This window comes from Pararhizobium capsulatum DSM 1112, from assembly GCF_030814475.1.
Taxonomy (GTDB): domain Bacteria; phylum Pseudomonadota; class Alphaproteobacteria; order Rhizobiales; family Rhizobiaceae; genus Pararhizobium; species Pararhizobium capsulatum.
In genome coordinates this window covers 217,305-234,608 of the sequence record NZ_JAUSVF010000002.1, presented here as the reverse complement: position 1 = coordinate 234,608, position 17,304 = coordinate 217,305, and the positions used below count along the sequence as shown (strand labels likewise).

Below are 17,304 nucleotides of genomic sequence, written 5' to 3'. Positions count from 1 at the left end.
TTACGATGACAAACGAACTCTACGCCGACGGCATTGGTGAAATTACCGTTACCGGAACGATCGTCAGGATCGACCTGATGTCGCTCTCGGCAACCGAGCGGGACGCCAGCAACAATCCGCGTCCCGTCTTCCGGCAACGGATCATCATGCCGGTCGATGCCTTCGCAAACGCTGTCGATCTGATGCAGAAGGCGCTGAATGGCTTGGTCGATGCAGGCGCAATCCGCCGGATGACCGAGGTTCCGCCGCTCGCCACAGCCGATGCCGCATCAGGATCGGTCCTGTCGGGCAACGCATCGCCAAATTTCAACTGACCGGACATGCCTGGGATCGCGGGTGACGACATGACGACTTTTGCGCACACGAACTTGCAGTGCCTGGCGCTCGTCGCCCGCCATCACGGCATCGACCTTTCTCCGGAAAGGCTGGTGCACGACTACGCGATCGGGGAGCAGGCGGTTCCCATCCGGCAGATCCTGCGCATGGCCAAGGACGCCGGTCTCAAGGCGAAAAGCGTGCAGCTGACATGGCAATCGCTTTTCCAGCTGGGCGGCGCCTATCCGCTGCTCGTCCAGCTGGAAAACGGCAACTGGGTGATCGTTGCCGATGCCGCAGGCGAAGGCGAGGACGCGCGCGTCAAGGTGCTCGATCCGCTGGCGCAACGCCCGGAATTCATCATTCTGGGGCAGGAGCAGTTCACCCGGTCCTGGCATGGAAATGCCATCCTGATGAAACGCGACTATCGCCTCTCCGATGAGGACCAGCCCTTCGGCTTCCGCTGGTTTTTGCCGGAGATCGCCAGGCAGCGCAGTCTCCTGCGCGACGTGGCGCTTGCAGCCTTTGTTCTCTACGGGCTTGGTCTGGCGACGCCGATCTTCTTCCAGCTCGTCATCGACAAGGTGCTGGTGCACCAGAGCTATTCGACCCTGGTGGTTCTGACCATCGGGATCGGCATCGCGCTGATCTTCGATGCCGCCTTCACCTTCCTGAGGCGTTACCTGCTGCTCTACGCAACCAACAAGATCGACATCCGCGTTGCGACACGCACCTTCGGTCATCTGCTGAACCTGCCGATTGCCCTGTTCGAGCAGGCCTCCGCCGGCGTACTGGTCAAGCATATGCAACAGACGGGGCGTATCCGCGAGTTCCTGACCGGTCGCCTCTTCCTGACGCTGCTCGACGCCTTCTCGCTCCTCGTCTTCATCCCTATTCTGCTTCTCTACAGCGTCAAGCTGACCTTCGTGGTGCTCGGCTTTGCAGCCCTCGTCGGCCTCGTGGTCATGGTGCTGGTCGGCCCCTTTCAGCGACGGCTGCAATCCCTCTATCAGGCCGAAGGCGAGCGGCAGGCGCTTCTCGTGGAGACTGTGCACGGCATGCGGACGGTCAAGTCTCTCGCGCTCGAGCCGCGCCAGCGGCGCGTCTGGGACGACCGGTCGGCCGAAACCATTTCCGTACGCTTTCGCGTCGACAAGATATCGACCGTCGCACAGGCGCTGACCGGGCTGCTCGAGAAGCTGATGGGCGTCGCCATCATCGGCCTCGGTGCACTCGACGTGTTCAGCGGCGCGATGACCATCGGCGCGCTGGTCGCCTTCAACATGCTGGCCGGCCGCGTCTCGGGTCCACTGGTGCAGATCGTCACTATGGTTCACGAGTACCAGGAGGTGGCGCTGTCGGTGCGCATGCTCGGCGAGATCATGAACCAGAAGCCGGAACAATTTGGTCGCGGCCGTGGCATCAGGCCTGAACTCAAGGGTCGGATCGATTTCGACAAGGTCACCTTCCGCTATGGAAGCGACGGCCCACCGGCGCTCGACGACGTCTCGTTCACGATCCCCGCCGGTTCGGTCTTTGGCGTGGTCGGCAAGAGCGGCTCGGGCAAAACGACTGTGACCCGGCTGATCCAGGGACTTTACCAGAACCAGCAGGGGATCATCCGCATCGACGGCTATGACAGCCGGGAAATCGATCTTTCCCACTTGCGCACCAGCATCGGCGTCGTGCTGCAGGACAACTTCCTGTTTCGCGGCACGGTGCGTGAAAACATCGCCGCCGCCAAGCCGGATGCCAGCATCGAGGAAGTGATCGCCGCCGCACGCATCGCCGGCGCCGAGGAATTCATCGAGCGGCTGCCGCGCGGCTTCGAATCCATGCTGGAGGAAAACGCATCCAACCTTTCCGGCGGACAGAGGCAGCGGCTGGCGATCGCCCGCGCGCTGATCACCGATCCGAAGCTCCTCATCCTCGACGAAGCCACCAGCGCGCTCGATCCCGACAGCGAGGCGATCGTGCGCCAGAACCTTGGCAAGATCGCCGCAGGGCGCACGGTCGTCATTGTTTCCCACAGGCTCTCCACCCTCGTCGATGCCGATGCGATCCTGGTGATCGACCGCGGCAAGATTGCCGATATCGGCCGGCACGATCAGCTCGTTTCGCGCTGCATCACCTATCGCCATCTGTGGAGCCAGCAAACGAGGCAGTCCGCATGAGCAACAATCCGAAAAACCTCCCCGTCCCGGTGGCGAAACCCGCCTCCGAAATCGTGGTCCAGCGTCCGCGACCGCAGGTCATCGCGGAATTCCAGTCGGATGCGGTGGAACTGGAAGAGCGTGCGCCTCCGAGGATCGCCCGCCTGACGCTCTATGGGGTCACGGCCCTGATCGCCGTCGCCGTGACCTGGGCATCGGTCTCTGAAATCGACGAGGTCGTCATCGCCCCCGGAAAACTGATCACCACGCGGCCGACGATCGTCGTGCAGCCGCTGGAAACCTCCATCATCCGGTCGATCGATGTCACGACCGGCGAGATCGTCAAGGCCGGCCAGCGGCTCGCCACGCTCGATGCAACTTTCAGCCAGGCGGATGTCGATCAGCAGCATACCAAATTCGCGGCCCTTGACGCGCAGGTCAAACGCATCGAGTCCGAGCTTGCGAATACCGACTATACGAAGCTTGCCGGCAACTCTGCCGACGAAATGCTGCAGGTGCAGCTTTTTGGCCAGAGACGTGCCTTTTTCGTGGCGCAACTCCAGAACTTCCAGCAGCAGATCGCCGGACAGGCCGCGGCAATCTCGGCCGGAGAGAAGCAGCAACTGGTTCTCGCCGATCGCCGCGACAACCTCGTCCAGATCGAAAAGGCCCGCGAGACCTTGTTTCGCAACGAAACCGGCTCGCTAGTCGCTTTTCTGGGCTCACGCGACGCCCGCCTCGATGTCGATTCCGATCTGACCGTCGTGAAAGGAAAGGCGGACGAAGCGGCCCATTCGCTGGCAAAGCTGACAGCCGAACGGCAGGCCTTTGTCGAGGATTTCAGGCGTGCATCGATGGAGCAGCTGGTGGAACTGCGCAACCAGCGCAACACCGCCGAGGAAGAACTCAAGAAGATGGCGCTACGCCGCAGCATGGTGACGCTCTCAGCGCCGGCGGACGCGGTCGTTCTCGACCTCGCGCAACGCTCGATCGGCTCCGTGGTCCGGGAGGCCGAGCCTATCGTGACGCTGGTGCCCCTGAATGCTCCGCTCGAAGCGGAGGTGGCGATCAGTACCCAGGATATCGGTCGTATCGCGATCGACAAGCAGGCACGCGTCAAGCTGGATGCCTATCCGTTCCAGAAATACGGCACCGCCTCCGGCACGGTGCGGGTGATCAGTCAGGATGCGTTCTCCCCAACCGACCAGGATCGCTCCGCCGGAAGGGTCGGGCCGTTCTACAAGGCCCGCGTGCTGCTCTCCGATACCGCCCTTCACACAGGTGGGGAGCCGGTGCGGCTGCTGCCGGGCATGACGGTATCGGCGGAGGTGAAGGTCGGTCACCGCACGGTGATCTCCTATTTCCTCTATCCGCTGCTGCGTGGGCTCGACACCGCAATCCGCGAACCGTAACACCGGTCTTGCGACGCGGCAGGAAACATCCTTGATGCCCTCTCATCAAGGATCGTAACCGGCGGCTTGCGCTTGGCCGGTCTCTACTCGCCGTTCTTGAAGCTTCGGAACCGGGCAGCCGCCTCTGTACGATTGTGAACGCCAAGCTTGCGCATGATGTTGTGCAGATGAATCTTCACGGTGTGTTCCGACAGCGCGAATTCGGCGGCGATCAGCTTGTTCTGCAAGCCGGCACAGACCATCTCCAGAATCTGAAGTTCCCGCGTGGTGAGTTCCGTTATGCCTGCACTGTTATCTACCGCAGTAAATGCCCGCTCCTTCGCAATATCGGCGATCGAATTGAAGGGCAGATACTCGCCGCCCCACAACATCAACCGCAGGACGGAGAGCCAGACATCAAGCCTCAGATCCATCGGCAGCACGCTGCGGATGAGGGGTGATTTTGCGATGTCGTGAAGGGATGTGGTGGCAAATTTGTCGTAAGGCTGGATGATGGCTGCAAGCGCCTGCGGATGGGCGGCTTTGAGCCTTGAGGCTGACGCCTCCGCCTCCTTCAGGAAACCGACATCGATGAGTATGAGCGTGACAGGATGGGAGAATGTTTCGCAAGCCCTGTCGATCTGGTTGACCTGTTCGACATGGACCCAGGGAAACTCGCGCCCGATCGCATCGATCAGCGGCTCGGATACGCTTGCAACATTGGTGAGGATGAGGATGACGCGCTCCGCCTCCTGTCTCTTTGCAGAGCCATTCAGGTCGCCCTGTTTTTCGTCATCGAGGTTAGAGCTCAAAAGCATTGTATCCTTCACCCGCTATGCTGCCCGATGAACGATGAGTGCCACTGACCGGCGACTGCCTCGCACTTGAATTGACGCACCTTAAACCAGCCATGCGATAACGGCGATGGTGCAAAACGGCTAGGGTATGGAGCGATGAGCAGCAACGGGAAACGCGGATTGTCCATCACCACTACTCTAACGCATTAGGCTGTAGCCTCACGCTCATCCCAATGAGGGTTGACCATCGCTTACACAACTCATCCCAACCCCAGCGTGTCGAAACGCGGGCGGGTACACCGCCGGGGTCGAAATATATGGCCATACGAGTAAGTTCACGCATTCAGACCTACCAATATTGATAACGCCGATTAGCCGCCTTTCCCCTTCAAAATCCTCCAGGAATTGGCACACTTAGGCACGTTTCGGGGCCAACTTATATTGCCGATTGGCGGCAGGAGCGGCAGCAATCCTGCTCGCCGGCTTCTGCTCTTATACTGCAATATCGGGCATCTGAACATTCCGGCAGGGGGAAATACATTGCTCGGATACTCCGTTCTTCATATCTTTTCGCCACGGTCGACCGGCCTAGCGCTTTCGATCGTCAGTCTCATCGCCAGTGGAGCTCCGGTTTTTGCCGACAGCCCGGGGCTGCCGCCGCAAACCAAGGTGCGCATCAACATCGTGCAATGGATGCCGACAAAGGGCGCCTATGAGAAATGGGACGCGCTTGGCGGCGAATTTCAGATTTCCCAGATGGGGACTTTGACATTGCCCGTCATTGGCACGCTCTCCGTCGACAAGCTGGACAGCGAAGCGCTTGCCGCGGAAATCGCCACGCGCCTCAAAGCAAAGATAGGCCTCTCGGAAACCCCCGAGGCCACGGTCGAGATCGTCGACTATCCGCCGGTCTACGTCGTCGGCGATGTCGCAACGCCCGGGGAGTACAAGTTTCAGACAGGGCTTACCGTTCTGCAGGCACTGGCGATGGGCGGAGGCGAGCGACGGCTGACGGAAGGATCCCAGTCATCCCTCGGAACGACGGAACTGGTCGGCCAACTGCGGGAGATGGACAACGGTATCCTGCGCGGTGAAATCAGGATTGCGCGCCTGCACGCCGAAATGGCCGGCGAGAAGAGGATTGCATTCGATCCGCCCATGCCGCGGGACAAGGCGCTCGCCGAGAGCATCTTCAAGCAGGAAGAGGCTCTCTTCAAGGCCCGCGCCAACGTGCTTGCCCGGCAGGCAAAATCCTTCTCGGAACTGCGCGTCCTGCTTGAGGCGGAAATCGGCACCACCGAGAAGAAGATCCTTGGCAACGACGCGGATATCGCCTCCGTCGAAAAAGAACTTGCCGCGATGAAAAGCCTCGTCGAGCGCGGCATCGCGCTTCCGACGCGCCAGTCGGATCTCGAACGGACCTTGCGCAGCTACCATGCCGACCGGCTGGATATGGTGACCGCCATCATGCGCGCCCGCCAGAACATTTCCGAGGCCACCCGTAATCTCGATGGCCTTTACGACAGGCAGCTGACCGAAGTTGCCGCAGACCTGCAGCTGCAGCAGGCAAATCTCGATCAATTGCAGCTGAAGCGCGAAACCGCCCAACGGCTCCTGCTCGATTCCCTCGCGCACGGTGATCCCGCAGTGGATCAGGCAGGCGGATCAACACTCAGCTACACGGTGATCCGCCACACCGGCGACAAGGTCGGCCAGATTCCGGCGGACGAAACGACGCTGCTCCAGCCCGGAGACGTCGTTCGGGTCGCGAAATCCACGGCCGGCAGTGCGGATGTCAAGACGATGGATGTGCTCCCCCAAGAGGAAAGCCAATGAACGCGGCGGACGGTTCCTGGCCTATTCCCGCTCCCAAAAAACGGCAGGCACCACCCATGAAGGGCATCATCCTGGCCGGCGGCAGCGGCACCCGCCTCTATCCCCTGACAATCGCAGTCTCCAAGCAGATCCTGCCGATCTACGACAAGCCGATGATCTATTATCCCCTCAGCGTGCTGATGCTTTCGGGCATACGGGAGATCCTGGTGATCTCCACGCCGCGCGATCTGCCCTGTTTCCAGCAGCTTCTGGGGGACGGATCGCATTTCGGGCTGGAGATTTCCTATGCCGAGCAGGCCCATCCGAACGGCCTGGCGGAAGCCTTCATCATTGGCCGGGAGTTCATCGGCAACGGCCCTGTCGCAATGATCCTCGGCGACAACATCTTCTTTGGACACGGGCTGCCTGCGGCCTGTCGCGAGGCGGTCGACCGAGCAACGGGAGCGACCGTTTTTGCCTATCATGTCGATGATCCTGAACGCTACGGCGTGGTCAGTTTCGACAAGGCGACCGGCAAGGCACTCACCATCGAAGAAAAGCCCGAGAATCCGAAATCGAACTGGGCCGTGACCGGGCTTTACTTCTACGACAACGATGTCGTCGAGATCGCCTCCACCATAAAGCCATCGCAGCGTGGCGAACTGGAGATCAGCACCGTCAACAGCATCTATCTCGAACGCGGCAAGCTCCAGGTGGAGCGCCTCGGCCGCGGATACGCGTGGCTGGACACCGGCACCTATGACAGCCTGCAGGACGCCTCATCCTTCGTGCGCACCGTCCAGCGGCGCCAGGGCATCCAGATCGCCTGCCCGGAGGAGATCGCGCTCGACATGGGATGGCTCAGCTCCGATGCCGTGCTCAAACGCGCCTGCACGCTCGGCAACACCGCCTACGCGTCCTATCTGCGGCAACGAGCGCAGGAGTGTGTCTGATGTCGATGGAGGTGAGGCCGCTCGGCCTTGATGGCATTGTTGAAATTACCCCGCTGCGCCTGTCCGATGAACGGGGATATTTCTCGGAAGTGTGGAACGCCAAGCGTTTTTCGGATCACGGCTTCGATCTGGAGTTCGTTCAGGACAATCAATCCTATTCAGCGGAAAAGGGCGTCCTGCGCGGCCTGCATTATCAGCTGCCGCCCTTCGCACAGGACAAGCTCGTCAGGGTCGTCCACGGCTCCATCTTCGATGTTGCGGTCGATATTCGCAGAGGTTCCACGAGTTTCGGGCATTGGACCGCGCTTCGGATTTCGTCCAGCAAAGGCAACCAGATCCTCGTTCCCAAAGGCTTCGCCCATGGCTTTGTGACGTTGGAGCCGAACACCGAGGTCGTCTACAAGGTCACCAATCCCTATTCGCACGAGCATGATCGATCGATCCGGTTCGACGATCCGCATATCGGCATTTCCTGGCCTTTCTCCACGTCCTTCATGCGGCTTTCCGAAAAGGACCTGCGGGCGCCACGTCTGGAGGACGCCGACGTATTCGAGATATTGCAGGAGATACATCTATGACGCCGGTCAACGTGCTTGTCACCGGCGGCGCCGGCTTCATCGGATCGGCACTTTGCCGCCAGCTTGTCGCCAACCCTCAAAATCGGGTCGTGAACCTCGACAAGCTCACCTATGCCGGCAATGTCGCTTCGCTCGGGACGATCGAACACGCACCCAATTATCGCTTCGTCCGGGGCGATATCTGCGACGAGCACGCCGTACTGGCGCTGATGCAGGCCGAGAATATCAACCGCGTTATGCACCTTGCGGCGGAAACCCATGTCGACCGCTCGATCGAAGGGCCGGCGGCCTTCATCGAAGCCAATATCGTTGGAACATTCCGTCTGTTGCAGGCCGCCCTGAAACACTGGCAAGGCCTGCCGGAAGAAGAGGCGCGGAATTTTCGCTTTCACCACATCTCCACCGACGAGGTGTTCGGTGACCTGCCGTTCGACGGCAGCCTGTTTCACGAGACGACGCCCTATGCGCCCTCTTCTCCCTATTCGGCTTCCAAGGCCTCCGCGGACCATCTGGTTCGCGCCTGGCACCACACGTTCGGCTTGCCGGTCGTTCTTTCCAACTGCTCCAACAATTACGGGCCGTTCCACTTCCCGGAGAAACTCATACCGCTTGTCATTCTCAACGCGCTGGATGAGAAGCCGCTGCCTATCTATGGCACGGGAAGCAATGTGCGCGACTGGCTGTATGTGGACGATCACGCGCGCGCCCTGATGCGCGTGGCGTCAGCGGGCACTCTGGGCGAAAGCTATAATATCGGCGGTCACAGCGAACGCAGCAATCTCGTCGTCGTTGAGACGATCTGTGACATTCTCGACCGTCGCCAGCCGCGCCAAAGCGGCAGCTACCGTGATCTCAAAACCTTCGTCAGCGATCGTCCGGGCCATGACCGGCGCTATGCGATCGACGCATCCAGGATCGAACGGGAGCTTGGCTGGAGGCCACAGGAGACCTTCGAAACCGGCATCGAAAAGACCGTCAGCTGGTATCTTGAAAACAGCTGGTGGTGGGGGCCGATCCGGGCAGGAACCTATGCCGGCGAACGTCTTGGCCGGGTGGCGGGGCCACGATGAAAATCCTGGTGACAGGCAAAAACGGACAATTGGCCGCCAGTCTGGTGGAGGCGGCGGCTTTGGTACCGGGCGTCGAGCTCGTAACCGTCGGGCGGCCGGAATTCGAGCTGACCGACGCGGCGTCGGTCACCGAGACAATCCTCGCACAGCTTCCGGATATCGTCGTCTCCGCCGCAGCCTACACCTCGGTCGACAGAGCGGAATTCCAGCAGGATCTCGCCTATGAAATCAATGTCACGGGCGCAGCGTTGGTCGCAGAGGCTGCCGCCATGCTCGGTGTTCCGGTCATACACCTCTCCACCGACTATGTTTTTTCCGGCACCAGTTCGGCGCCCTACCGGGAAGACGACGAACCTGGCCCTAAGACGTTTTATGGCTATAGCAAGCTGAGGGGCGAACACGCGGTTGCCGGTGCCAACCCGCTGCATGTCATTTTGCGGACAAGCTGGGTCTACAGCCCTTTCGGGCATAACTTCGCGCGAACCATGCTGCGGCTTGCCAAGGAGCGCGAAACCATCGACATCGTCGCCGATCAATGGGGAAACCCGACCTCGGCACTCGCGCTCGCAGCCGCCGTCATGATGGTCAGCACCCATCCCGGGCGAACGATACCGAGCATCTATCACGTCGCAGGAACCGGAGAGACTAACTGGGCCAATCTTGCGCGCTATATCTTTCAGGTCAGCAGAGCCTATGGCGGACCATCCGCCAACGTTCGTGACATCACGACGGCCGAATATCGGACACCGGCGCCTCGGCCTCTTCATTCAGCCCTCTGCTGCGACAAATTCGAAAGCGTTTTCGACTGGCGCGCGCCACCCTGGCAGGAAAGCGTGGAGACGGTGGTCCGCCGCATCATTGCCGAGGAGTACGGTCACGTGGACCCAGAGGAATCGGAGCACTTACAATGAGTGCCACGCCGCAAACCCAGCCCGAAAAGCAAAGCTATCTCCATATCCTCAAATCGACGGCACTTATCGGCGGGTCATCGCTGATCAATGTCGGTTTCTCGATCATCCGCAACAAGGCCCTGGCGGTGTTGCTCGGTCCCGAGGGTATCGGCCTGATGGCTCTTTACAACTCGATCCTCGACATTGCCCAGACATTGGCGGGGCTTGGCATACAGGCAAGCGGCGTTCGCGAAGTTGCCCGCACAGCCGGTGAAGAGGACGGGGACCGTGTTGCCCGCACCGCCATCGTTCTGCGTCGATTGTCCCTGATCCTTGCCGTGGCCGGCGCGCTCCTGCTCGCAGGGCTGGCCATCCCGGTTGCGCATTTTACCTTCAGCGAAAATCTGCATGTCACCGGCACCGCGCTGCTCGCGCTTGCCGTTTTCTTTCGGCTGATCTGCGGGGGTGAAACGGCGCTGCTCCAGGGGATGCGGGAGATTGCAAGCCTCGCGCGCATCAACGTTATCTCCGGCTTTGCCAGCACCGTCGCTTCCGTCGCGCTGATCTTTTTTCTCGGTGCCGATGGCATCGTGCCGTCCCTGATCGCCATTGCTGCGGTGACGGCAATCACCTCCTTCTGGTACAGCGCAAAAATCCGCATCAGCCGCCCCACAATTACGGGGAGACAATATCGCGAGGAAGTGCTGCCGCTCGTGAAACTGGGCGCCGTCTTCATGGCGAGCGGTCTTCTGACCTTTGGCGCGGCCTATGCAGTTCGCCTGATCGTGCTGAAGCTTGATGGAGCAGTTGCAGCAGGCCTTTATCAGGCCGCATGGGCGCTTGGCGGTCTTTATGCCGGCTTCATCCTGCAGGCTATGGGCACAGACTTTTATCCGCGGCTGGCCGCGGTCGCACATGACCACGAGGCTTGCAACCGGCTGGTCAACGAGCAGACGCAGGTCAGCATGCTCCTGGCGGGACCGGGCATCCTTGCGACTTTGACCTTCGCACCCGTCGCCATGTGGCTGTTCTACTCACCGGAATTCGCCCCGGCTGCAGATCTGCTGCGCTGGATATGCCTTGGAATGATGCTGCGGATCGTCGCATGGCCCATGGGCTATATCGTGCTGGCAAAGGGCGCACAGGCAATCTTCTTCTGGACCGAGGTGGCCGCTAGCCTTGTTCATGTCGGGCTGGTCTGGCTTCTGGTCTCGAAGCTCGGCGCCGTAGGCTCCGGAATGGGGTTCTTCGGGCTTTATGTCTGGCACGGAGTTTTGATCTACGTGATCGCCGGCCGCCTTACGGGATTTCGCTGGTCGCCCGCAAACTACCGCCTGGGGGTGGTGTTTCTCCTGGCTTCCGCCCTCGTGTTCTGCGCAACCCTGTTTCTGCCGCTCTGGCAGGCGACCGTCCTGGGGTCCCTTGCGGTGCTCGCAAGCGGTATCTACTCGCTGAAGTCCCTCGTGGAAATGCTGCCGCCCAGCGCGTTTCCGGCCGGGCTGCGTCACTGGATGTGGAAATCGGCTTGAAGCGATGCTGCAGACACACAAAACATGTCGCGCAAAAGTGTGCGGCGGTTTTGCGATAGCGACATGCGGAAAACAAAGACCTCGAGCGCTGTCTGCAGCCAGGACTTTGCCGACCTCGGGAGGGACCTTCTCGCAAATCAGCCCGTTGCGCCTCTCGGCCGGGTGTCTGCGGCGATTTCGTGAAATGCGTCGACGACCACGGCGATATCTTCCTCGGTCATTTGGGCGAAGAGCGGAAGAATGATGGCCTTTTCCTGGGCTGCTTCGCTTGCCCCAAGGTTTCGCACGCGACGATGGGTATGACCGTACCGGTAGGCAGGTTCCCGATGGATGTTCATGATACCGCGCCGGGTCGAAATGCCACGATCGAGTAGCGCCTGCATGGTCTCGCGCTGGTCAAGCCAGTCGGGAAGACGGATGCAATAGCTCTGCCAGTTGCTGCACGCCCAGGACGGCTCGACCGGCACCTGAAGACCGTGAATATCGTGCAGGCTGCGGCGATAAAGCTCCGCCAGATGCCGCCGCCGAGATACGAGCTCCGGCAGCCGCTTCAACTGTACGCGGCCAACCGCCGCCTGCAGATCGGTCATGCGGTAGTTATACCCGATCTCCGGATATTCCTCGTAGATCACCTGCTTGGATCCGTGGCGCGCCTGATCGGTGACGCTCATGCTATGCTGGCGCCAGAGGCGAAACTTGCGGTCATAATCCGGGTTGGCCGTCGTCAGCATGCCGCCGTCGCCGGTCGTGATGACCTTGCGGGGATGAAACGAAAAGCAGGCGATATCGCCATGCGGTTTGCCGATCTTCTGCCATTCCTCGCCCCAGCGGATTTCGCTGCCCGACGCGCAGGCGGCATCCTCGATCACCGGAATTCCATGGCGCCTGCCGATCTCGACGATACGGGCGAGATCGCAGGGCATACCCAGCTGATGCACGGCAAGGATAGCCTTGGTGCGGGACGAGATGGTCGCCTCGATCTGGTCTGGATCGATGTTGAAGCCGTTATGTTCGATATCGACGAATACAGGGATGGCATCGCAGTAGCGAACGGCATTGGCGGTCGCGATGAACGTATGGCTGACGGTGATGACCTCGTCACCGGGGCCGACGCCGACCGCTTTCAAGGCCAGATGCAGCGCTGTCGTGCAATTCGAAACGGCGCAGGCATGCGGGGCGCCGACGAAGGCGGCAAACTCGAGTTCGAAAGCTGCGACCTCGGGTCCCTGCGTTACCCAGCCGGAGAGCACCACCCGTCGTATGGCGGCGACTTCTTCTTCGTCGAGAACAGGCTTCGCGACGGGGATCTGCGGCAATGCAGTGTTCACGCGGCTTCTCCCTCTGCCGCCTTCTCCTGCCGCCACCAGGCGACGAGATCGCGGAGTCCCTCTTCCATATTCACCTTCGCCTTGAAGCCGAGAAGGCTTTCAGCTTTGGTTGTATCGGCAAGCCGACGGGGCACGGCATTGACCTTGCGCGCTTCCTGATGCTGTGGCGCCAACGAGGCGGCGCCCATGACGCGCGCCAGCAGCTGGGCCAACTCAAGCAGGCTCGTCTCCGTGCCGCTTGCGACATTAAAGACCTCATCCGCCACATCAGATTTCGCAGCCAGCAGATTTGCCCGCGCGATATCGTGGACATGCACAAAATCCATTGTCTGGCTGCCATCGCCGTGAATGATCGGCGGCTGTCCCATCGAGATACGTTCCATCCAGCGGATCAGCACCTCGGTATAGGCACCATAAACGTCCATGCGCGGTCCATAGACATTAAAATAGCGGAGTGCGACATATTGAAGGCCGTACATCTCCGCAAAGCTGCGCAGCAGACCTTCGTTGAAAGCCTTCGCAGCGCCGTAGATTGTCCGGTTGTTGTAGGAATGATGTTCTTCCGTCGTCGGAAAACTGTTGGCCAGGCCAAGCACCGAGGCTGAAGATGCAGCAACCACCTTCGAGACACCGGCACTGACCGCCGCCTCCAGCACATTGAAGGTACCCCCTGCCAGAACATCGAATGCCAGACGCGGCTCTTCGGCGCATTGGGTGATGCGGATTGCCGCCTGATGGAAAACGACATCGATCCCGTCGAATGTTTTCGCCAGCAGCTCCCTGTCGCGGATGTCCCCATCGACAATCGTCAACGGGTGGAGCGCGCTCGCGCTCGCCAGATTTTCTAGACGCCCGCGCACGAAATTGTCGAGAATGACGATCTCGCGTGGCTGCTCGCGTGCGACGAGATCGGCGATATGCGAGCCGATAAGCCCGGCTCCGCCGGTGATCAAGATCCGCTTGTCTTTCATAATCCCATCCCCATCTGTTTTTCGGCGCCCACATCGTCGCGCCAGCGCAAGAATTTGGCCGGCACGCCGGCGACGATCGAAAATGGCTCGACATCCGAGATGACGACCGCACCGGCGCCGACGATGGCGCCCTTGCCGATCGTCACCCCCGGAAGGATCGTGGCGTTCGTGCCGATATCGGCCCATGCCCCGATGCGCACCGGCTTGATCTCGAGATCCGTGCGGATGATGGGTACATTGGAGGGTGTGCCTGTATGGCTCGAACCAAGGATTTTCGCGCCCGGCCCCCAGCCGACATAGTCGCCCATCTCCAGATTGCGGGCGTCGAGGAAAGCCTGTGGCCCGATCCACACATTGTCGCCGATCACGCAGCGGCCGTCATAGCGCCCCTGGAGATAGGCTTGTGCGCCGATGAACACGCCGCTGCCGATCTCGAAGGTCTCGGGATGCTTGAAACCGGCGCAGCTGCCGACCTGCAATCCCTGCCCGCTGCTCTTCGACAGCGCCTGCAGGATCGACCGGCGCATGAGGGCATCGACAAACCCGTCGCCGACGGAGAACCGGCCATAAAGCTCGATGAGCCCCGCCTTGCCATAGGTTTGTTGGAGCTCTTCCACCAATCCGCGCTGATAGGCCTGTTCGACCGAGCCTTTGCCATGAACTGCGGGGACGATGCGGGGCAGATCAGTGAACATAGGCGTCCTGCTCCGCTGCAATGATGGCGAGGGCGACCTGCTCCACCTGCCCCAGGGTCATTTCCGGGAAAATGGGCAGGGAGAGAACCTCCTGCGAGGCGGCCTCCGCCACCGGAAAATCGCCGGGACCGTAGCCCAGATCCGCATGCGCCTTCTGAAGATGCACCGGGATCGGATAATGCAGGCCGGACTGGATGCCTGCAGTCATCAAGGCGCCCTGGAGCCTCAGCCTGTCCCGGCAACGAATTGCGTAGACATGATAGACATGGTCGCGATGCGCCGCTTCAACTGGCGTACGCACACTTTTCAAACCTGTCAGCAGCGACGAATAACGGGCTGCACGATCGCGGCGGGCCTGGGTCCACGCATCCAGATGCCTCAGCTTCACCCGCAGGATCGCACCCTGGATGCCGTCCATGCGGTAGTTGAAGCCTTTGATGACGTGGTGGTACCGCTGCTCCTGGCCCCAATCGCGCAGCATGCGGATGCTTTTCGCATGTTCGTCGCTGTTGGTGACGACCATGCCGCCTTCGCCGCAGGCGCCAAGGTTCTTGCCGGGATAGAAGCTGAAGCAACCGGAAATGCCGAGACTGCCGGCGCGATGGCCCTCGTAGCGGGCGCCATGGGCCTGGCACGCATCCTCGATGAGCGGAATGCCATGCCGGTCGGCGATCCGCTTGATCGCGGTCATATCCGCCATCTGCCCATAGAGGTGCACCGGCATGATCGCCTTCGTGCGCGGGGTGATCGCCGCCTCGAGCTTCAAGGCATCCATGGTCAGCGTCGCCGGCTCGACATCGACGAAGACCGGCAGCGCGCCCGTGTAGCAGATCGCCGAAACGGTCGCGACGAAGGTGAAGGGGACGGTGATGACCTCGTCTCCCGGACCGATCCCGGCGGCAAGCAACGCCAGATGCAAGGCGCTGGTGCCGGTGTTGACGGCGATCGCGTGGCGCACACCACAGTAAGTGGCGAACTCGCTTTCCAGCGCGGCCACCTCCTCACCGAGAACGTAGTGTCCGGAGGCGAGAACAGAGAGCACCGCCGCATCGATCTCTCCCTTGAGAGACTGGTACTGCACCTTGGTATCGAGCAACGGGATCATGCGATCATCCTCGCCTGTTCGAGTTCGACAATCCGTCCGCGCTGGGCGAGCGATTGCGTCGCAGCCTCCAGAATTCGAACGACGCGCAGGCCGGCATGCCCATCGGCAATCGGCTGCTCATTATTTTCCACGCAGCGGATGAATTGCCCGAGCTCCCGCCCCAGCGCCTCCGTCATGTCGAGCTGCGGCGCGTACATGTCGCCGGTCCGGTAGCCGACCAGCATCTGGTAGACCTTCTCGCCGTTCTTCTGCGGATTGCCGTTGAGGGTGATGCCCTTGTCGTAGACCTTGATTTTTTCGCTGGGCTCGAGGTCGTCATAGACGATCATCTTCTTGCTGCCGCCGATCAGCGTCCGGCGCACTTTGACCGGCGCCAGCCAATTCACATGGATATGCGCAATCAGCTTGCTCTCGAAGAACAGGGTGAGATAGGCGATGTTTTCGGGTTCGCCCGTCACGTGGCTCATGCCGGTCGCCGAGACAGCCACCGGTTTTTCCGCCAGCACATAGTCCATGATCGACAGGTCATGAACGGCGAGATCCCAGACGACGCTGACATCGTGCTGGAACAGGCCGAGATTGACCCGCACGGAGTCATAATAATAGACGTCGCCAAGCCCCTCTTCGACGATCTCCCGCATCTTGCGGACAGCACCGGTGTGGATGAAGGTGTGGTCGACGGCCAGCACCAGCCGCCGACGCGCAGCCTCCTCGACCATGCGTCGCGCCTCCTCGGCATTCGACGCCATGGGCTTTTCGACAAACACGTGTTTTCCGGCCATCATCGCCTGCATGGCGAGCTTGAAATGCGCAAAGACCGGCGTCGCGATTGCCACCGCATCGACCCTGGGATCGCGCAGCACTTCCTCAAAATCATTGGTGATATCCACCGACGGATAGCGCGTCTTGACGGATTGCAGCCGATCCATCTTCAGGTCGCAGACGCTGACCAGACGTGCGTCCGGCAGTTCGGCGATATTGCGCACGAGATTGGGCCCCCAATAGCCGTAACCGATGACAGCAAAACCGATCATGATCTTCCCCCATATGAAAGAATCTCGGCAGGCGCCGTGCTGGCGCGACCGATAATCCGGGCCGGCACGCCGGCGACGATTGCATGGTCGGGGACGTCCTTGGTGACAACAGCGCCGGCGCCAACCTGTGCGCCCGCGCCGATCGTCGTCCCCGGCAGGATGGTGGCATTGCTCCCGATGGAGGCATGCCGCTTGACGAGAATGGGAATGACCACCCAGTCCTTCTCGGACTGCAGCTCCCCCGTCTCAGTGACGGCGCTCGGATATCGGTCATTGGTGAACATGACGCCGTGGCCAATGAACACGCCGTCTTCGATGGTCACGCCTTCGCAGATGAAGGAATGGCTCGATATCTTGCAGTTGCGCCCGACGGAGCTGCCCTTCTGGATTTCCACGAAGGTGCCGATGCGCGCCCCGTCGCCGATGGTGCAGCCATAGAGATTGACGAGATCCGGATGGTGAATAACGACGCCTTCACCGAGCGTGACATTCGAAGAAATCATACCGTAGCGGCCCTATGCTGAGCGTCTATAAACAAAAGAAAAGAAGGCCCGGCATTGTTTCCCCTGAGGGCAACCGGCAGCCACGGGTGGTTGTTCCCGCCCCATCAGCAGAGTTCTTTTCGCCAAACGAGTAAAGAAAACAAAACGAACTACTTACCTCGTCAAAAGGCGTACACG

The 17,304-nt window shown here is 60.8% G+C and carries 16 protein-coding genes; 9 read left to right on the top strand and 7 right to left on the bottom strand.

The features are described 5' to 3' along the window. Positions 1 to 5 precede the first annotated feature (5 nt). The 3 genes from QO002_RS21530 to QO002_RS21520 are packed head-to-tail and all read left to right on the top strand — an operon-like array spanning position 6 to position 3,880. Positions 6 to 314, top strand: a complete 309-nt coding sequence (locus tag QO002_RS21530; RefSeq protein ID WP_307233756.1) for a hypothetical protein — start codon at positions 6 to 8, stop codon at positions 312 to 314. Between the two features lie 30 nt (positions 315 to 344). After that, positions 345 to 2,489, top strand: a complete 2,145-nt coding sequence (locus QO002_RS21525; RefSeq protein WP_307233755.1) for a peptidase domain-containing ABC transporter — start codon at positions 345 to 347, stop codon at positions 2,487 to 2,489. Continuing rightward, positions 2,486 to 3,880: an HlyD family type I secretion periplasmic adaptor subunit gene (locus tag QO002_RS21520; protein ID WP_307233754.1), complete on the top strand. Its 1,395-nt coding sequence runs from the start codon at positions 2,486 to 2,488 to the stop codon at positions 3,878 to 3,880. Before QO002_RS21525 ends, QO002_RS21520 begins: the two co-directional genes overlap by 4 nt. An 83-nt stretch (positions 3,881 to 3,963) precedes the next feature. Here the strand turns inward: QO002_RS21520 and QO002_RS21515 are convergent, their stop codons facing one another. Then, a complete protein-coding gene (locus QO002_RS21515; RefSeq protein WP_307233753.1) occupies positions 3,964 to 4,677 on the bottom strand; it encodes a helix-turn-helix transcriptional regulator in 714 nt (237 codons plus the stop codon). A 519-nt stretch (positions 4,678 to 5,196) separates the two neighbouring features. Between QO002_RS21515 and QO002_RS21510 the strand changes: the two genes are divergently transcribed. Genes QO002_RS21510 through QO002_RS21485 form a run of 6 tightly spaced genes read left to right on the top strand, consistent with a single transcriptional unit; the run spans position 5,197 to position 11,491 of the window. Further along, entirely contained in the window at positions 5,197 to 6,492 is a 1,296-nt protein-coding gene (locus tag QO002_RS21510) for an SLBB domain-containing protein (RefSeq protein ID WP_307233752.1), read from the top strand. 56 nt (positions 6,493 to 6,548) lie between these two features. Next, positions 6,549 to 7,424: a glucose-1-phosphate thymidylyltransferase RfbA gene (gene rfbA / locus QO002_RS21505; protein WP_307233751.1), complete on the top strand. Its 876-nt coding sequence runs from the start codon at positions 6,549 to 6,551 to the stop codon at positions 7,422 to 7,424. 5 nt (positions 7,425 to 7,429) lie between these two features. Further along, a complete protein-coding gene (gene rfbC / locus QO002_RS21500) occupies positions 7,430 to 8,002 on the top strand; it encodes a dTDP-4-dehydrorhamnose 3,5-epimerase (RefSeq protein ID WP_370878584.1) in 573 nt (190 codons plus the stop codon). Beyond that, positions 7,999 to 9,072 carry a dTDP-glucose 4,6-dehydratase gene (rfbB, locus tag QO002_RS21495; protein ID WP_307233749.1) on the top strand — a complete coding sequence of 358 codons (1,074 nt, stop codon included), beginning with the start codon at positions 7,999 to 8,001 and terminating at the stop codon, positions 9,070 to 9,072. Before rfbC ends, rfbB begins: the two co-directional genes overlap by 4 nt. Next, the gene (gene rfbD, locus QO002_RS21490; protein ID WP_370878565.1) at positions 9,069 to 9,983 is read left to right on the top strand and encodes a dTDP-4-dehydrorhamnose reductase; all 915 of its coding nucleotides are present in this window, start codon (positions 9,069 to 9,071) and stop codon (positions 9,981 to 9,983) included. Before rfbB ends, rfbD begins: the two co-directional genes overlap by 4 nt. Then, complete coding sequence (locus tag QO002_RS21485) at positions 9,980 to 11,491, top strand: O-antigen translocase (protein WP_307233747.1); 1,512 nt, start codon at positions 9,980 to 9,982, stop codon at positions 11,489 to 11,491. Before rfbD ends, QO002_RS21485 begins: the two co-directional genes overlap by 4 nt. A 137-nt stretch (positions 11,492 to 11,628) precedes the next feature. Here QO002_RS21485 and QO002_RS21480 read toward each other — a convergent pair whose 3' ends face one another. From QO002_RS21480 to QO002_RS21455, 6 genes are read right to left on the bottom strand one after another with little or no spacing between them, the layout of a single operon-like run. After that, the gene (locus tag QO002_RS21480; protein WP_307233746.1) at positions 11,629 to 12,819 is read right to left on the bottom strand and encodes a DegT/DnrJ/EryC1/StrS family aminotransferase; all 1,191 of its coding nucleotides are present in this window, start codon (positions 12,817 to 12,819) and stop codon (positions 11,629 to 11,631) included. Continuing rightward, a complete protein-coding gene (locus tag QO002_RS21475) occupies positions 12,816 to 13,790 on the bottom strand; it encodes an NAD-dependent epimerase/dehydratase family protein (protein WP_307233745.1) in 975 nt (324 codons plus the stop codon). Before QO002_RS21475 ends, QO002_RS21480 begins: the two co-directional genes overlap by 4 nt. Beyond that, the gene (locus QO002_RS21470) at positions 13,787 to 14,485 is read right to left on the bottom strand and encodes an acyltransferase (protein WP_307233744.1); all 699 of its coding nucleotides are present in this window, start codon (positions 14,483 to 14,485) and stop codon (positions 13,787 to 13,789) included. The genes QO002_RS21475 and QO002_RS21470 overlap by 4 nt, the downstream gene beginning before the upstream one ends. After that, on the bottom strand, positions 14,475 to 15,590 hold the full coding sequence (locus QO002_RS21465; RefSeq protein WP_307233743.1) for a DegT/DnrJ/EryC1/StrS family aminotransferase: 1,116 nt from the start codon (positions 15,588 to 15,590) through the stop codon (positions 14,475 to 14,477). Before QO002_RS21465 ends, QO002_RS21470 begins: the two co-directional genes overlap by 11 nt. Further along, positions 15,587 to 16,624, bottom strand: a complete 1,038-nt coding sequence (locus tag QO002_RS21460; RefSeq protein ID WP_307233742.1) for a Gfo/Idh/MocA family protein — start codon at positions 16,622 to 16,624, stop codon at positions 15,587 to 15,589. The genes QO002_RS21465 and QO002_RS21460 overlap by 4 nt, the downstream gene beginning before the upstream one ends. Next, entirely contained in the window at positions 16,621 to 17,127 is a 507-nt protein-coding gene (locus QO002_RS21455; protein ID WP_307233741.1) for an acyltransferase, read from the bottom strand. Before QO002_RS21455 ends, QO002_RS21460 begins: the two co-directional genes overlap by 4 nt. Positions 17,128 to 17,304 lie beyond the last annotated feature (177 nt).

Excerpts from the sequence above, each read along its gene's own strand:
- QO002_RS21525 (WP_307233755.1), top strand. The coding sequence starts at position 345 with ATGACGACTTTTGCGCACACGAACTTGCAGTGCCTGGCGCTCGTCGCC.
- QO002_RS21470 (WP_307233744.1), bottom strand. The coding sequence starts at position 14,485 with ATGTTCACTGATCTGCCCCGCATCGTCCCCGCAGTTCATGGCAAAGGC.
- QO002_RS21520 (WP_307233754.1), top strand. The coding sequence starts at position 2,486 with ATGAGCAACAATCCGAAAAACCTCCCCGTCCCGGTGGCGAAACCCGCC.
- QO002_RS21515 (WP_307233753.1), bottom strand. The coding sequence starts at position 4,677 with ATGCTTTTGAGCTCTAACCTCGATGACGAAAAACAGGGCGACCTGAAT.
- rfbD (WP_370878565.1), top strand. The coding sequence starts at position 9,069 with ATGAAAATCCTGGTGACAGGCAAAAACGGACAATTGGCCGCCAGTCTG.
- QO002_RS21485 (WP_307233747.1), top strand. The coding sequence starts at position 9,980 with ATGAGTGCCACGCCGCAAACCCAGCCCGAAAAGCAAAGCTATCTCCAT.
- QO002_RS21465 (WP_307233743.1), bottom strand. The coding sequence starts at position 15,590 with ATGATCCCGTTGCTCGATACCAAGGTGCAGTACCAGTCTCTCAAGGGA.
- QO002_RS21460 (WP_307233742.1), bottom strand. The coding sequence starts at position 16,624 with ATGATCGGTTTTGCTGTCATCGGTTACGGCTATTGGGGGCCCAATCTC.
- QO002_RS21475 (WP_307233745.1), bottom strand. The coding sequence starts at position 13,790 with ATGAAAGACAAGCGGATCTTGATCACCGGCGGAGCCGGGCTTATCGGC.
- QO002_RS21455 (WP_307233741.1), bottom strand. The coding sequence starts at position 17,127 with ATGATTTCTTCGAATGTCACGCTCGGTGAAGGCGTCGTTATTCACCAT.
- rfbC (WP_370878584.1), top strand. The coding sequence starts at position 7,430 with ATGGAGGTGAGGCCGCTCGGCCTTGATGGCATTGTTGAAATTACCCCG.
- QO002_RS21530 (WP_307233756.1), top strand. The coding sequence starts at position 6 with ATGACAAACGAACTCTACGCCGACGGCATTGGTGAAATTACCGTTACC.
- rfbB (WP_307233749.1), top strand. The coding sequence starts at position 7,999 with ATGACGCCGGTCAACGTGCTTGTCACCGGCGGCGCCGGCTTCATCGGA.
- rfbA (WP_307233751.1), top strand. The coding sequence starts at position 6,549 with ATGAAGGGCATCATCCTGGCCGGCGGCAGCGGCACCCGCCTCTATCCC.